This window comes from Roseburia sp. AF25-13LB, assembly GCF_003478915.1.
GTDB classification, from domain to species: domain Bacteria; phylum Bacillota; class Clostridia; order Lachnospirales; family Lachnospiraceae; genus Roseburia_C; species Roseburia_C amylophila.
The window spans coordinates 132,629-147,640 of sequence record NZ_QUFO01000004.1 but is presented as its reverse complement, the minus strand read 5'-3'; the positions used below and the strand labels follow the sequence as shown (position 1 = coordinate 147,640).

Here is a 15,012-nt window from a genome sequence, read left to right as displayed (position 1 = left end):
CAAGCCCAGTTAGCTCAGTTGGTAGAGCAGAGGACTGAAAATCCTCGTGTCTCTGGTTCGATTCCGGAACTGGGCATTGCCGAAAGGCAATGAACTGCGGGTGTAGTTCAATGGTAGAACACCAGCCTTCCAAGCTGGATACGTGGGTTCGATTCCCATCACCCGCTTTGCAGAATACAATTGCATATGCGATAGTGGCGTAGTTGGTAACGCGCGACCTTGCCAAGGTCGAGACCGCGGGTTCGAGCCCCGTCTATCGCTCTTTCAAAAAGCAAGAAATTTATCTTGCTTTTTTTTGACTTTACAGGAAATTGCTTTCCTGTAAAGTCAAAAACGCTCCGCGAGGATGCGCACTGCGGCGTATAAGGTAGATGTCGCAAGCGACCGCCGCAGGCGCGGGAATGTGCCAAGGCACATTCGATGTTCTATAAAAGTCTGATTTGGGAACATAAGAAATAAAAGAAAGGTAGTAAAGGAGTAGATTCATAGTATGGATAAAAAAGGTGTGGCAGAGTTAAAGAGACGTTTTACAAAAGAAAATTGTACCTTTACCAGATTGTGTGGCTGTTATGTAGATGCCGGTAAGAATAAGGTAGTTGATTTAAGTGAGACATTTTTAAATCTGGAAGATGAAGAGTTTTATAAATATTTGGAGATTGCCAGGAAAACCTTATCAGGAACTATTGGAAATAATCTTTTGGAATTGAATTTTCCACTGGATGAAGAAGCAGCAGGAGGAAGACAACAGTTTCTTTTAGGTTTAAGGGAAAGTAAATTAAAAAATCCTGAGTTACTGGAACGTTTTTATGATATGGTCATTGAAAGCTATGACTATGCAGGCAACTATCTGATTTTGCTGTTCCATGATGCTTATGATGTCATGACCAAGACCACGGATAATAATGCGCTGGATGAATCAGAAGAAGTGTTTGAATACCTTCTATGTGCAATCTGTCCGGTACAGTTATCCAAACCGGGATTGGGTTACAGAGAAGATGAAAACCGTATCGGACCAAGAATCCGTGACTGGGTGGTAAGCGTACCGGACAGCGGTTTCTTATTCCCGGCATTTACCGACCGCAGTACAGATATTCATTCCCTGATGTTCTATACTAAGGATACCAAGGCACCGCATGCGGAATTTATGGAGTTGGGATTAGGCTGTGGCGCAAGACGCACCGCAACGGAGCAGAAGATGACCTTCCATTCTATCGTCAAACAGGCATATGGCGATGATGTGGAAAAGAGCGGTGAAGTGCTGATGGAGATTCAGCAGAACTTAAATGATCTGGTAGAAGAGAAAGCAGAACTGGAAGAAGACCCGGTAATTCTGACACCGGAGCTTTTGACCAATGTTATGGAAGAAAGCGGCGTTGCACCGGAAAAGGCAGAAAAGATTGGAAAGACCTGCGCAGAGGAATTTGCAGAAGAAGCACCACTGGCAGAAAATGTAGTAGACAGCAAAGCACTGGCTGCCAATGAGCAGATTCAGAAGGAAAAGGAGCTGGTAGCCCAGGTTGAAGTGCTGCAGCAGCAGTTAAAAGAGAAACAGATAGAGGAAGAAGCTGACGAAGTAGTTAAGACCTATGATGTTGTGCTTCGTGTAAAACCGGAAAAAGTTTCACAGATTAAGTCCGAGGTTATCAACGGACAGAAATGTCTGGTAATTCCAATGGCAGAAGACGAACATGCCAATGTAAACGGAGTAAATACAACTGTATAATAAATAAGAATACCATCTTTACCGGCTGGTAGATTGAGCCGGTAAGGATGGTATTTGTATATAAAATCATTATGATGAAATCCTTCTTTTGAATGTCAGATTAGTGCAGATTCCGGAGATAGGATGCAAAAAATCAGCAATCCACACAGCAGAAGAAATAGGAGAAGCTGGAAGAATCTGCCCCAGCGGAAGCTGCGATGGTTTAACTGGGTGCCGTCAATGAGAATGACATCATTGGCTTCGGCAAGGGCAATGGCACCGGGATAGAAAACGCTGTTGGTAATGACGATCGCTTCATCACAATCATAATAGGATTTGCCAGCAACGGCTTCCTGTACGGCACTGTTTCCTACTTTGCCCTGATATAATTTACACTGGACTGCATAGGTAGTCCGGTGTTTTTTTGCAATTAAATCCACACCAAAATCTCTGGAAGCTTTGGTGACAGTAACCTTTGAATATCCGTTGCGTTTTAAATATCCGGCAGCATATTCTTCAAATTCGTAGCCATTCATTTTGTCAAAATTGACACCAAAAAAGAAATGCCGCAGTCCATGGAATACGGCGAACGGAAGATGTATAATAAATCTTATGAAAAAGAAAAGTATTTTTCCAATCAGGCGAAACATAAAAGAATTCCTTTCCGTTCATAATAACGGATGCTATACTGTAATTGACCCGCTTGCATTCATTATAGCATAACATAGAGGTGATAGATTTGAAAGAAGAATTGATGGAATTAAGACAGAAGATGAAAGAATACGGCATGGCGGCATATCTCATTGTTTCCGATGATTTCCATGCATCAGAATATGTAGGAGAATATTTTAAATGCCGTGAATATATTTCCGGATTTAACGGTTCGGCAGGAACGCTGGTAATTACTGAAGATATGGCAGGACTCTGGACAGACGGAAGATATTTTATCCAGGCAGAAGAACAGCTTGCCGGCACCGGCATTACATTATTCCGGAGTGGACAGCCGGGGGTAGTGGATATTGGCACTTTTCTGGCAGAAAAAATGGAAGATGGCACCGTATTGGGGTTTGATGGAAGAACCGTAAGTACCGGCATGGCAAAGAGTTTAAAAGAAAAATTGCGGGAGAAAAAGATTACATTTGCTCCAGACCGTGATGTCGTAGGCGAAATCTGGGCGGATCGTCCGGCATTATCCTGTGATCCAATCTGGGAGCTTGGCGTGGAATATGCAGGTGAGAGCCGGAAAGATAAGGTGGCGGGGGTACGAAAAGCAATGGTGGATTGCAAGGCGGATTACTTTTTAATTCCGTCTTTGGATGAAATCGCATGGCTTTTTAATATCCGTGGAAATGATATTGCATACAATCCGGTGGCATTATCTTATGTGCTGATTGCACCGGATGAAATCCGCTGGTATGTAAATGAAATGAGTGTGCCGGCTGACTTAAAGGAAAGCCTTTCAACTGAAAAAATCGTTATTTACGGATATGAACAGATTTATACGGACGTAAAGAAAATTCCGGCAGACAAAAGCATTCTTATAGACGAGAGTATGACAAATTATGCACTGTATGATGCCATTCCAAAAGAGGCACATAAGGTAAAGAAGAACAGCCCGATTGAGCTTATGAAGGCAGTGAAAAATGCCACCGAAATGGAGCATGAGCGGCTGGCACATAAGAAGGATGGCATTGCTTTAACAAAACTTATCTACTGGTTAAAGCATGTGGAAGATAAGCGGCAGATAACGGAGCTTGCGGTATGTGATAAATTAGAAGAATTCCGGAGGCAGGGAGAAGGTTATCTGGGACAGAGTTTTGCACCAATTGCTGCATATGGTGCCCATGGAGCTATTGTGCATTATGAGCCGGATGAGAAGAGCAATATTCCACTGGATAACAAAAGCTTTCTGCTGCTGGATACTGGCGGACAGTATCTGGATGGCACAACGGATGTGACAAGAACCATTGCCCTTGGAGCATTAAGCTCAGAGGAGAAGAAGCATTATACTGCCGTATTACGAGGAAATCTGAATCTTTCGGATGCAAAATTTAAATATGGCTGTACGGGAGTCAATCTTGACTATCTGGCAAGGGAACCGTTGTGGCACATGGGGCTTGATTATAACCACGGAACAGGCCATGGCGTTGGCTATTTGTTAAATGTACATGAAGGACCGAATGCATTCCGTTACCGGGAACGGTATGGCACCGGAATTGTCATGGAAGAAGGTATGATTACTTCGGATGAACCGGGACTGTATCTGGAAGGAAAATACGGCATCCGCCTTGAGAACCTGCTGCTTTGTAAGAAAGCGGAGAAAACGGAATATGGACAGTTCATGGAATTTGAAACATTGACTGTTGCGCCATTTGATCTGGAGGCTATTGACTGGGAAGAATTAGACAGCCGGGAAAAGGCACTGCTTCGGAATTATCAGCAGTATGTCTATGATACCATTGCAGACTTCCTTTCCGAAGAAGAAAAAACATGGCTGAAGGAGCAGATTCCGGCGTAGAGATATGGGTATTTATTGCACAGGGAGAACAAAGAATGTGCCTTGGCACATTCTCGCGCCTGCGGCGGTCGCTTGCGAAATCTACCTTATACGCCGCAGTGCGCATCCTCGTGGAGCGTTTTTTCCTTTACAGGAAAGCAATTTCCTGTAAAGTGAAAAAAGAGGCTTCATAAATCAAGCCCCTCTGTGTTTCCCGTAGTTTATTTCCCATAGTTTATTTATATGGAAGAATATCCTCGGTATAAGCCCGGAGAATTTCTCCGACACTCCATGCCTGGGCATAGCAGCCGCGGGAGGTGTGCGGTTCATCTCCGTCAAAGATTTCTGCAATAGAACCAATACAGCCGTGATAGAACTGCTCTCTGGTGGCATCTAACATGGCATCGGCCTGTTTGATGACTTCTTTGGAAGTTCCATAGACATGCACATAAGCAGTCAGAAAACCGCCTAAGAGGAAACCCCAGGAAGTACCCTGATGGTAAGCATGGTCACGTTTATCAAGACAGCCTTCATAGGTCGGATGGTATTCCTTATCATCAGGGCTTAAGGAACGAAGACCGGTTTTAGCATATAGTTTCTCGTAAACCTTATCTACAATCTCCTTTTCTTTGTCTGCATCTAACATGCGGTGTGGCAGGGAAACGGCATAAATCTGATTTGGACGAAGGGTGGCATCACCTTCCAGTCCGTCTACCACATCATAGAGACATCCATCTTTTTCATTCCAGAATTCTTTTGTGAAAGATTCCTTTGCATGCGCAGCAAGAGCTGCATAGTGGGAGCCGTCTTCTCCAAAACGCGTTGCCCATTCCTCCATCAGGCAGAGTGCATGATACCAGAGCGCATTGATTTCTACCGGCTTGCCGTGCCGTGGTGTAGCAACCCAGTCGCCCACACGGACATCCATCCAGGTTACCTGGTCGAGACCGCTTCCGGCATGGATAAGTCCATCTTCTTCCATATAGATGGAGAAATCTGTTCCGTGCTCATAAGCTGCAATAATTTCTTTTAATTTCGGATAAATGGTTTCCTGCACAAAAGCATAATCTTCCGGAGTGCCGGTATAATCGAGATATTTTCCAACTGCATAGAAATACCACATGGAAGCATCCGCAGTGTTATACAATGGGGCGCTTCCTTCATCCGGGAACATATTTGGTACCATGCCATGGTGGACATAGCGGGCAAATGTGGTCAGGATGTCTCTGGCATCCTGATAGCGCCCGGTAGACAGAGTTAAGCCGGTGAGGGCAATCATGGTATCCCGGCCCCAGTCGGTAAACCAAGGAAGTCCGGCAAGAACAGTCATCAGTCCGGTAGACTGCCGGTATGCAAGAAAATGGTCAGCGGCAATGGTCAGAGTCTCTGCCAGTTCATCATGGTAGCCAGCTTTTTTCTCTAACGCATTAAAACGTGCCATTTCTGCGGCAGCAGTGGCAAAAGCATCCTTTTCATAAGCATCTTCAATGGTGCAGACGATAGATATTTTCTTGCGGCATCCGGCGTCCAGCGGAAATTCAATCTGGTATGGCGTGTAGTTATCATCTAAAGCATCGGATTCTACATCCAGTTCTTTTTGTAACTGCATTCCGGTGGTATATTTTTCTTCACATGGAACAACGGTTCCGTCATCGGTAAAAAGACGGATGGTGACATCTTTATTCTGCTGCGGAACCAGTCTGATTTCCGGCTGCTCATAAGTAGTATCGAATTTTAAAGTGTCTACGGTAGAAGCATCATGGTGTACCCGGTAATTAAAGAGCGGAGTCAGCACCAGTGTAGCAGCCTCTCCATCATTCTGGATATCATAGGAAACTGCAATAGTATTCTTGCCGTGTTCAAAGGCGAGAGTCTTTGTCATGGTAAATTCCGGAGCTTTGGTGGTAAAATGTACCAGCCCGTCATAAGTAAAGGAATTAAGGTATTCAATACCTTCACGGTAAGCAGTGCTGCCATCACCGGCAAGATACTGTTCTACGGTAAAATCTATTTTCTCGGAAGAACGAATCAGACACTCGTTGATTTTGGAGAGAATGACGAAACGTTCTACCGGCGGGTGCAGGCTGGCAATCAGATAGCCATGGTGCTTTCTTGCATGAGCACCGGTTACAGAACTGCCGGCATAGCCGCCGATTCCATTGGTCAGAACCCATTCCTTCTGTACACCCACCGACATTGGGGTGAGGGCATCTTTATTTAAATGATATGCTTTCATAGAGATCTCCTTTATCGTGTAATCTGTCCGGGTGGCGGGGGAGAAAAAAACAGGAAAACAATTGTAAATGTCATTTCAGGCTTCGGCTATTTTTGATACAGAATGCTGCAGAACTAAGCTGCTTTGTTTTCTTTTGTTATTCAGCCGGTCTTTCCAATGTTTCACAGTATAGCGGCACGGTTCGCTGCAATGCGGATGCATGAGAAAGGCTGATAGGGACACTTGGAATTTCATCTAGCAACCGGCAATGCTGGCACAGGACGTGCCAGCAAGGTGCAATCTGAACATGGATGTGAATTTGCACCGGTTGCCAGATGAACGATTAGCCTTTTTGAAATTCTTGGTGCCCCTTGCAGGCTTTCTGTCGCATCCGCATGCAACGGACAGTACCGCTATCCGGTGAAAGCAACGGAAAGACAGCCTGCAATCAGAAAACAAAGGCAGCTAAGAACTGCTGCGCATTCTGTCTCCATAAAAAGGAGCAGAAGCTTGAAATAACATTGAAATATGTTTTCGTCTTATAGTTCTTTCCTCCACCCGGACTGTTTGCCTCTATTGTAACGAAATAAATCGAAAAAATCTACTGAAAAACACGGAAAAAACATAATTATTAAATAAATATAATCTACTGGATTAATCGCAGAAAAAGAGATATAATGAAAAAGAATCTGCATGAGAAGCAGCTGCAAAAAGAAAAATTGAGAGGTTTGAAGTATGAGTATTTTTGAAAACACAGTTTTAGTAGATAAGAAGGTGTCTGTTGTAAATGTAATCTTAAGGTATCTTTGTATCGCATTGGCGATTTTCTGTGTACTGGTTTCCATTATTGTGTATCCAGGAATTTTACTGGTTCCTGCAATTATCTTTGCAGTTTTCTGGTATCTTCTTAAAATTGCATCACAGATTGAATGGGAATATACCTATATTGAAGGAAGACTTAGCTTTGCACGCATCAAGGCAAAGAGAAAGAGAAAAAATGTTGCAAAGATTGAGATGGAAGAGGTTGTGCTGATTGCACCGTCAACTGCACATGAATTGTATAATTATCATAATAACAATCAGGTGAGCGTAAAGGATTGTTCTTCCAAGCAGTCGGGAGCGAAGACCTATGAAGTGATTTATAAGAACGGTAGCGGACTTGGAGATATTATCTTTGAGCCGGATGAAAATATGCTGGATATGATCTGCAACCGGAATGCAAAGAAAGTCATCAGATAGGAGAGGTGATTTTATGGCAGAGCAGGGAAATTGTGATACCTGTGTAAATTTTGTTTATGATGAAGATTACGAATATTATGTCTGTGATATGGATCTGGATGAAGATGATATGGTAAGATTTCTTACCGGCAACACCAATTCCTGCCCGTATTATCAGTTATATGATGAGTACAAGATTGTGCGTCATCAGATGTAAATTTTAAATAGGAACGGTTTTAAAGAGGTCTGCATTTTCTTCATAGACCTGATTGAGCCAGTCGCAAGCCTGACCAATGCCTTCGTCGGAATATTCGAAGGTGTTGGTCTTTTTTTTCTCATCCGGCGTGGCGGTAAAGCAATAAGGACCCGGCCACCAGGTGGCAAGCAGTGTGGTGGAGTCGTCTTCTACATGCTTCTCAATGCGGTAGCGCATGCCCAGATGGCTTCCGGTATACTGTGTTTTGTTATAAAAAGGAATGGAAAATAAATCTTTACGTTGTATCATAATTGCACCTGCTTTCGATTCTTTATTAAAAATAGCATGAAAAAAGTTGTCTGGCAAGGAAAAGGGATTAGATGATAATCCCTTTTTTTCTATATTCGGTTGGTGTGATTTTCAGATTTTTCTTAAATAATCTTATAAAATGTTCCGTTGTATCATAACCCACCTGGGAAGCAATATCTGCAACCGTAAGATTAGTATCAGAAAGAAGTACCTGGGCTTTTTCAATCCGGACCTGCTGTAACAGCTGGGTAAAGGTTTTCCCGGTAGTGCTTTTAAAAAGTCTTGAAACATGTTCAGGTGTATAGTGAAATTTTTCGGCAACCTGCTCTAATGTAACCGTTGCATAATTTTCCTGAATGAATTGAAGCAGGGCAAAACGCTGCACATCAGATTTACGGTTGAAAGTAGGAAGCTCGGAACTTTTTTCATAATTCCGGATTAAAAGACCAAAAGTTATCATCAGTGTGTAGGAAATCATCTGATCCCAGTAAAGGGAGCGGTTCAGAGATTCCCAGTACATCCAGAGAAAGCCAGAACGTATTTCATTATCATTGCCGGTGTGAAATACAATATAATCGTTGCCGTTTTCGGAATAGATATTATTTAAAAAGAAAGCGGACAGGATGTTTGGTGAATTTAAAAAATTGAAAAAGATATTATGTAAAGTGCTTTTTCGAATCAAAATATTTAAGATAACGCTGTTGTCATCGAAGACACTGACGGAATGTTTGATGCCGGGTGGAATAATACAAAGGTCTCCGGTGCGCAGTGTGAGCTGACTGTCACTGATTTTCTGGGAACAGCTTCCGTCATAGACATATAAGAGTTCAAAGAAAGTGTGGTCGTGAGTAAGTGCCGGAGAGTAACGGTTATGTCTGGTTACAGTAATAGAAACGTGGTTTCCTGCATCAAAAAAGAAATTATCTTCAAAGCGTGGAGGAATGGTTTCTTTGATTTCCGGAACCAGCAGATGCCGGCGCAGTACATCATCTATATTGATAGTACTTAAGAATTCCTGCAGGGAATACTCCTGCTGTTTGGCATAATAATATTTTTTGTAAAACTGCTCATCTTCATTCAATTTATATATTACTGTTCTTAACGCTTCATGATCCATAATGGAATCCTCCAATTCAAATATCAAAAATAGTCAATAACAACATAAAGAAAATGATATATCTATCAAAAAAAGTAAATAGAATTGGTTGTTACAAACAATTGGAAAACCACTTGAATAGATTATAATAGATTTAACAACAAAAGAAAAGTGATTTTCACAAAAACAATGATTACAGAGAAGGGGCATATGGATGAAGCAGGAAATCTTAGTAAAAGTAGAACATATGAATAAAAGATTTGGCTCTACCGTTGCATTAAAGGATGTTTCAATAGAGGTTTGTTCAGGCAGAGTTCTCGGACTTATTGGAGAGAATGGTTCTGGTAAATCAACAGTTACATCTATTATTGCAGGAATGCAGAACGCAGACAGCGGTACGATGACATATCATGACAAAGAATGGAAGCCGGAATCAATGCTGTATTCGTTGGAACATGGAATTGGAATGATTGTCCAGGAAACTGGAACAGTGCCGGGAATTACAGTAGCAGAGAATATATTCCTTGGCGAGACAAAATTTTTTAAGAGTTTTGGCGAAAAGCATAAATGGGGACCGGTTAAAAGGAAGCTGTTAAATCAGAAAGCACAGGAAGCCTTAGATGCAATCGGTGCCAGCCATATTCGAGCAGAACAGATGACAGCAAACCTTGATTTGCAGGAACGTAAGCTGATTGAGATAGCAAGAATTATGAATAAGCATCCGGAAGTGCTGGTAGTAGATGAGACTACAACTGCATTGTCACAGAAGGGAAGAGAGATTATCTACAATATTATGGAACAGATGAAAAAAGAAAACAAAGCGGTGGTTTTCATCTCCCATGATTTGGAAGAGATTATGGAAAAATGCGATGCATTGACGGTTCTTCGTGATGGAAATATTATAGTTACTTTTGATAAGAGCGAATTTGATGAAGACAAAATAAAATCAAGTATGATTGGAAGGCAGCTGGAAGGCGACTATTATCGAAGTGATTATGATGGAAGCTGCGAAGATGAAGTTGTCTTAGAAATGAAAGATGTAAATCTGACTGGCAAACTGATTGATTTTAATCTGCAATTGCATAAAGGAGAGATTCTTGGAATCGGCGGACTTTCGCACTGTGGAATGCATACACTTGGCAAAGTCATGTTTGGAAATAAAAAACCGGAGTCTGGTGAAATAAGAATCAAAGGAAAGAAATTGAAAAACGAAGCCGATGCAATGAAGCATATGGTTGGATATGTGGCAAAAGACAGAGACACTGAGTCGCTATGCCTGAATGCCAGCATCAAAGATAATATTGCTGTTGGCGGACTGGACCAGTTTACAACTGGTGGATTCCTGATTTTCCCGTGGAATGAAAAGAAATATGTTCAGAAACAGGTGGAAACATTAAGCATTAAATGTGCAGGAATAAATCAGTATGTTTCGGCATTATCCGGTGGAAATAAACAGAAGGTTGTATTTGGAAAATGGATTGGACGAGGCAGTGATGTATTGATTCTGGACTGCCCGACGCGAGGCGTTGATATTGGTGTGAAGCAGGCGATGTATCAATTGATGTACCAAATGAAAAAAGAAGGAAAATCAATTGTTATCATTTCAGAGGAATTAACAGAACTGATCGGTATGTCAGACCGTCTGATGATTATGAAGGATGGAAAGATTATGCATGAATTTCCAAGAAGTGAATCGCTTTCAGAAGCAGATGCGATTCAGTACATGATATAGGAGGCGGATGAAATGAAAACAAAGAATTTAAGAAAAAATGTTATGCTCCTTGCCCCTTTATTTGGTCTTGTGGCATTGCTGGTTGCTTTCTTTATCATTGGAACATCTAAAAATATAAATGTTGCATATGGAATGAAAAGTATTATCAACCAGTCAGTTGTGGTTGCAGTAGTAGCAACAGGTGCAATCTTTATTTATACCCTTGGTTCCTTTGATATCAGTCTTGGAGCATCTGTAGCAGTAAGCGCACTGGTAGGAGGGATTGTTTATAACAAAACAGAGAGCCTGGTAATAATGTTTGCAGCTTGCCTTGGAGTGGCGGTCTTTATAGGACTATTTAACTCAGTACTGGCATCTATTTTTAACCTCCCTGTTTTCGTAACAACGATTGCAATGCTAAGTGTATTGAATGCACTGGTACTGGTTCTGATTAAGATGAATGGAACAGGTTCTGAAATAAGAGTGCCAATGATGGCGGTCAGTAAGCTGAATACAACACAGTTTAAAATATTCGTATTAGCTGCATTTTTCTTAGTATGTTTACTGGTATTCTCTTTTACTAAAGTAGGAAGAATGCAGAAATTCCAGGGCGGAAATCCAATTTGTGCAAAATTAAGCGGTATTTCTGTAAAGAAAATGTCGATTATAGCATTTATCATGTCTGGAATAGGAGTTGGACTTGGCGCATGTCTTTCCATTGTCTATGCTCCGACTTTAACGAGAAATACTGCATCCAGTGTAGGAATGGATGTCATCATAGCGATTGTATTTGGTGGTATGCCGGTATCAGGTGGCGCAAGAAGTAAAATTTATGCAGCAGTAATCGGAGCTTTTTCCATGACATTGCTCAGTCAGATTATGGTGATGTTTAATCTGAATTCCGGAATTGGACAGATGGTAAAAGCAGCAATATTTATATTGGTAGTATTCCTGGCAACCAGTGACCAGAGAGGAAAGATGTTACCAAGATAATATCCATATGGTATTAAGTGATAGTCACTTTATACATAAACATGTAATGTACAGGAGGAAAGAAACATGAAAAAAATTCTAGCAATGTTGCTGGCAACGGTCATGGTAGTAGGATGCTTTACCGGATGCGGAAGCGACAAGAAGAATGACAGTTCTGAAGTAGTAAGTACAGAACAGTCAGGCAGCAAAGAAGAGACACCAGAACTTGATATGAGTGAAACCGTTAAAATGGGTATTCTTGTATCAGATGCAACAAGTGCAGAGGCGTTGGCATTCCGGACATACTATACAGAGTATATTCAGAAACAGTACAATGTTGAGCTTATTTATTCTGATGAATTAAAGGATGCAGCAGGGGAAACATCAGCAATTGATACTTTTATTACAAATAATTGTAAAGCAATTATTTCATTCTCATCCTTTGACCGTGCAGCACAGATTGAGCAGTGTGAAGCGGCAGGTGTGTATTATGCAGTTGCAACAGGAACTTTAACCGATGAAGAATATGAGACTTATAAGGGATATGAGCATTATGTAGGTGCAATCGGGCCATCTCTTGAAGTAGAATATCAGACTGGTTATGATATGGCAAATTACTATCTGGAGCAGGGCAAGAAAAACTTTGCTATCTTCGGTGGAGCAATTCCATATTATACAGATATGCATATTTATCGTGCAGCAGGTATGATTGCAGCTATGGTAGATGCAGGTGGAGCAGATGCTAATTACAAAGGTGCTACAGATGAAGCTGGAATTATTGGACAGATTTATGCAGATGGACAGATTGAAACCGGAGCAATTGGTGATGTAAATATCGTTGGTTATGTAGGTGGATATGACATGGATGATGCATGGTTTGGAAAATGTGCTCAGATGGCACAGACTCCTGACTTAGAGGTTATCTTAGCTGTTGGAAATGGTTCTGACTTCTTTGGAACAGCAATTGAAGGCACAGATGTTAAGATTGCCAGCGTAGATGCTTATGCAGAAAGCTATGGTACTGCAATGGATGGTGGAATGCTTGATTACCTTGCAGGTAAGTTCTCAGCAAGTATCGGACCTATCTTTATTGCAACTTATCGTGCAGTACTTGGAAGCCCGATCCGTACAGAAGATGGAAATGCTTTAGCTCTCAGCCAGGGTTACTGGGTTGCAACTTCACCAGAAGAGTTCTCTGAGTGCTATGCAGTAGACAGCTCTGTAGACAGCCCTGCATATACAAAAGGTATGTTAGATGGACTTCTTACAGCAGATTATGCATCATTTGAAAAATTTGTAAGTGCTTATGGATTTAAAGATATCCAGGAAGAAGCAAAATAAGTAACATATTAATAAAATTTTTGTTCTGCTCCGGAATTCTCCGGAGCAGAATTTAGAAAAGACATGAGGGAAAATAACATGAAAAGTAAAGGAAGAAATAGCATTTTAAAAAAGATAATTGGAACTTTGTGTATTCCGGTAGTGACACTGCTCGTAATGATACTCTTATGTCAGAGGAATGGTGTTGTATTTTTTGAATCAGAAGGAAACTGGATTTTGTTTTCCCGGGCAACAGCAACAGTAATGTTAACGACATTTGCTCTTTCATTGAATCTGAATTCCGGAAGATTTGATTTCTCAATCGGAGCAATTTCGTTATTGTCATCAGTAATCAGTGCATCAATTTGTTCATCCCATGGACTTTCAACACCATATATGCTCGTGATTTCTATTGTATCTGGAGCATTGCTTGGACTGATATCCGGAGCAATTTATGTAATTGTAAAATTACCACCGATTATTGTGTCACTGGGAGTAACACTGTTTTACGAAGGAATGGCATTCGCACTTACCGATGGTTATGGCGTGTCATTTGTAGCAAATAAAGAATTAACAAGTTTTCCAGGTGTTTTGAATTATGTACTTGTAATTGTAATTGGACTCGTTTTATTTATTGCGATTTTTGATTATACACAATTTGGTTATGAATATAAGTCACTATTATCCGGACAGAAGGTTTCTGTTAATACAGGAATTCATGAAGTATCCAATGCAGTAATCTGTTATACCATTGCAGGCGGCTTCATGGGTGTAGTTGGATTTATTAGTGCTTCAAATACAGGAAATATTCAGATGTCTTTAAACTTTGGCTCAATTGGAGTAATGTTTACAGCTTTCTTACCGATGTTTATCGGTGGATTTATCGGACGGTTCTGCAATGAAAAAATTGGTTATCTGTTAGGAGCAGTAACAACAGCATTCATATCATTGATGTATGCAAGATTAAATGTAGATGCATCCATTCAGCAGATTGTTACCGCAGTTATCCTGGTATTGTTCCTGATTTATCTGAATAACGAGAATAAGGTAATTGAGCTTGTAATGCTGAAGAAACAGTTGAAGAAAAAAAGACAAGAGGATAATTAGATGAAATATAAAGGAATCATTTTTGATTTGGACGGAGTAATCTGCTTTACCGATAAGTATCATTATCTGGCATGGAAGAGACTGGCAGATAAACTGGGAATATATTTTGATGAAACCATAAACAACCGGTTAAGAGGCGTAAGCCGGATGGAAAGCCTTGAGATTATTTTAGAGAAAAGTACAAAGAAATATTCCAAAGAAGAGAAAGAAGATTTCGCAGAGCAGAAAAATAAGATGTATGTGGAATTGCTGGAAGACATGACACCGGCTGATTTGCCAAAAGAAGTAAAAACAACCTTAGATGATTTAAGGAAACAGGGAGTTTTACTGGCAATTGGTTCATCCAGTAAAAATGCAAAGAGAATATTAAAACATTTAGGATTAGAAAATTATTTCGATGCCATCAGTGATGGAACGAATATTACAAAATCAAAACCTGATCCGGAGGTATTTTTGAAAGCAGCAGAATACCTGCAGTTAGAACCACAGGAGTGTCTTGTTGTAGAAGATGCGGTGGCAGGAATAAAAGCAGCTACAGCTGGAGGCTTTGATAGTGCAGGATTGGGTGAAGCGTCCGAATGTGAAATGACAACATATCCATTGAGCGGTTTTGCTGAACTGAGAAATATTAATTAAGAAAAGGAGCAGCCGTGGCTGCTCTTTTTGTGC

Annotated in this window: 14 protein-coding genes and 3 tRNA genes; 13 read left to right on the top strand and 4 right to left on the bottom strand. The window is 41.0% G+C overall.

Translation table 11 applies throughout. The features are described from left to right. Positions 1-3 precede the first annotated feature (3 nt). The 4 genes from DWY37_RS07685 (at position 4) to DWY37_RS07670 (ending at position 1,723) form a co-directional block, all read left to right on the top strand. Positions 4-76, top strand: a tRNA-Phe gene (locus tag DWY37_RS07685). Positions 77-96: 20 nt separating this feature from the next. After that, positions 97-167, top strand: a tRNA-Gly gene (locus DWY37_RS07680). A gap of 21 nt (positions 168-188) precedes the next feature. After that, a tRNA-Gly gene (locus DWY37_RS07675) sits at positions 189-261 on the top strand. 229 nt (positions 262-490) lie between these two features. Continuing rightward, the gene (locus tag DWY37_RS07670; protein WP_117947129.1) at positions 491-1,723 is read left to right on the top strand and encodes a DUF4317 domain-containing protein; all 1,233 of its coding nucleotides are present in this window, start codon (positions 491-493) and stop codon (positions 1,721-1,723) included. Positions 1,724-1,818: 95 nt separating this feature from the next. Here the strand turns inward: DWY37_RS07670 and DWY37_RS07665 are convergent, their stop codons facing one another. Beyond that, positions 1,819-2,352: a restriction endonuclease gene (locus DWY37_RS07665; protein ID WP_118057067.1), complete on the bottom strand. Its 534-nt coding sequence runs from the start codon at positions 2,350-2,352 to the stop codon at positions 1,819-1,821. 80 nt (positions 2,353-2,432) lie between these two features. Here DWY37_RS07665 and DWY37_RS07660 point away from each other — a divergent pair, with 80 nt between their 5' ends. Together DWY37_RS07660 and DWY37_RS07655 are read left to right on the top strand one after the other, a co-directional pair. Then, positions 2,433-4,220, top strand: coding sequence for an aminopeptidase P family protein (locus tag DWY37_RS07660; protein ID WP_334294502.1), 1,788 nt, complete (start codon positions 2,433-2,435; stop codon positions 4,218-4,220). After that, positions 4,193-4,393, top strand: a complete 201-nt coding sequence (locus DWY37_RS07655; protein WP_118082982.1) for a hypothetical protein — start codon at positions 4,193-4,195, stop codon at positions 4,391-4,393. The genes DWY37_RS07660 and DWY37_RS07655 overlap by 28 nt, the downstream gene beginning before the upstream one ends. A 41-nt stretch (positions 4,394-4,434) precedes the next feature. Here the strand turns inward: DWY37_RS07655 and DWY37_RS07650 are convergent, their stop codons facing one another. After that, entirely contained in the window at positions 4,435-6,435 is a 2,001-nt protein-coding gene (locus DWY37_RS07650; RefSeq protein ID WP_242988748.1) for an amylo-alpha-1,6-glucosidase, read from the bottom strand. 714 nt (positions 6,436-7,149) lie between these two features. On the opposite strand from DWY37_RS07650, the gene DWY37_RS07645 reads away from it, so the two are divergent. Next, on the top strand, positions 7,150-7,653 hold the full coding sequence (locus tag DWY37_RS07645; RefSeq protein WP_117841622.1) for a hypothetical protein: 504 nt from the start codon (positions 7,150-7,152) through the stop codon (positions 7,651-7,653). Positions 7,654-7,666: 13 nt separating this feature from the next. Beyond that, positions 7,667-7,849, top strand: a complete 183-nt coding sequence (locus tag DWY37_RS07640) for a DUF6472 family protein (RefSeq protein WP_117697689.1) — start codon at positions 7,667-7,669, stop codon at positions 7,847-7,849. Between the two features lie 3 nt (positions 7,850-7,852). Here DWY37_RS07640 and DWY37_RS07635 read toward each other — a convergent pair whose 3' ends face one another. Next, entirely contained in the window at positions 7,853-8,137 is a 285-nt protein-coding gene (locus DWY37_RS07635) for a GNAT family acetyltransferase (RefSeq protein ID WP_117841623.1), read from the bottom strand. A gap of 67 nt (positions 8,138-8,204) precedes the next feature. Further along, complete coding sequence (locus tag DWY37_RS07630; RefSeq protein WP_118057068.1) at positions 8,205-9,254, bottom strand: AraC family transcriptional regulator; 1,050 nt, start codon at positions 9,252-9,254, stop codon at positions 8,205-8,207. A gap of 193 nt (positions 9,255-9,447) precedes the next feature. Between DWY37_RS07630 and DWY37_RS07625 the strand changes: the two genes are divergently transcribed. From DWY37_RS07625 to pgmB, 5 genes are all read left to right on the top strand, one after another. After that, positions 9,448-10,965: a sugar ABC transporter ATP-binding protein gene (locus DWY37_RS07625; RefSeq protein ID WP_118057069.1), complete on the top strand. Its 1,518-nt coding sequence runs from the start codon at positions 9,448-9,450 to the stop codon at positions 10,963-10,965. Between the two features lie 12 nt (positions 10,966-10,977). Next, positions 10,978-11,937 carry an ABC transporter permease gene (locus DWY37_RS07620; protein ID WP_242988749.1) on the top strand — a complete coding sequence of 320 codons (960 nt, stop codon included), beginning with the start codon at positions 10,978-10,980 and terminating at the stop codon, positions 11,935-11,937. Between the two features lie 66 nt (positions 11,938-12,003). Beyond that, entirely contained in the window at positions 12,004-13,257 is a 1,254-nt protein-coding gene (locus tag DWY37_RS07615) for a sugar ABC transporter substrate-binding protein (RefSeq protein WP_118057070.1), read from the top strand. Between the two features lie 78 nt (positions 13,258-13,335). Continuing rightward, a complete protein-coding gene (locus DWY37_RS07610; protein WP_118057071.1) occupies positions 13,336-14,343 on the top strand; it encodes an ABC transporter permease in 1,008 nt (335 codons plus the stop codon). Then, positions 14,344-14,979, top strand: a complete 636-nt coding sequence (pgmB, locus tag DWY37_RS07605) for a beta-phosphoglucomutase (RefSeq protein WP_117697681.1) — start codon at positions 14,344-14,346, stop codon at positions 14,977-14,979. The last annotated feature ends 33 nt before the right edge of the window (positions 14,980-15,012 follow it).

What these genes read in the sequence shown, in the direction of transcription:
- DWY37_RS07670 (WP_117947129.1), top strand. Translation starts at nt 491, where the DNA reads ATGGATAAAAAAGGTGTGGCAGAGTTAAAGAGACGTTTTACAAAAGAA.
- DWY37_RS07665 (WP_118057067.1), bottom strand. Translation starts at nt 2,352, where the DNA reads ATGTTTCGCCTGATTGGAAAAATACTTTTCTTTTTCATAAGATTTATT.
- DWY37_RS07655 (WP_118082982.1), top strand. Translation starts at nt 4,193, where the DNA reads ATGGCTGAAGGAGCAGATTCCGGCGTAGAGATATGGGTATTTATTGCA.
- DWY37_RS07650 (WP_242988748.1), bottom strand. Translation starts at nt 6,435, where the DNA reads ATGAAAGCATATCATTTAAATAAAGATGCCCTCACCCCAATGTCGGTG.
- DWY37_RS07645 (WP_117841622.1), top strand. Translation starts at nt 7,150, where the DNA reads ATGAGTATTTTTGAAAACACAGTTTTAGTAGATAAGAAGGTGTCTGTT.
- DWY37_RS07640 (WP_117697689.1), top strand. Translation starts at nt 7,667, where the DNA reads ATGGCAGAGCAGGGAAATTGTGATACCTGTGTAAATTTTGTTTATGAT.
- DWY37_RS07635 (WP_117841623.1), bottom strand. Translation starts at nt 8,137, where the DNA reads ATGATACAACGTAAAGATTTATTTTCCATTCCTTTTTATAACAAAACA.
- DWY37_RS07630 (WP_118057068.1), bottom strand. Translation starts at nt 9,254, where the DNA reads ATGGATCATGAAGCGTTAAGAACAGTAATATATAAATTGAATGAAGAT.
- DWY37_RS07625 (WP_118057069.1), top strand. Translation starts at nt 9,448, where the DNA reads ATGAAGCAGGAAATCTTAGTAAAAGTAGAACATATGAATAAAAGATTT.
- DWY37_RS07620 (WP_242988749.1), top strand. Translation starts at nt 10,978, where the DNA reads ATGAAAACAAAGAATTTAAGAAAAAATGTTATGCTCCTTGCCCCTTTA.
- DWY37_RS07615 (WP_118057070.1), top strand. Translation starts at nt 12,004, where the DNA reads ATGAAAAAAATTCTAGCAATGTTGCTGGCAACGGTCATGGTAGTAGGA.
- DWY37_RS07610 (WP_118057071.1), top strand. Translation starts at nt 13,336, where the DNA reads ATGAAAAGTAAAGGAAGAAATAGCATTTTAAAAAAGATAATTGGAACT.
- pgmB (WP_117697681.1), top strand. Translation starts at nt 14,344, where the DNA reads ATGAAATATAAAGGAATCATTTTTGATTTGGACGGAGTAATCTGCTTT.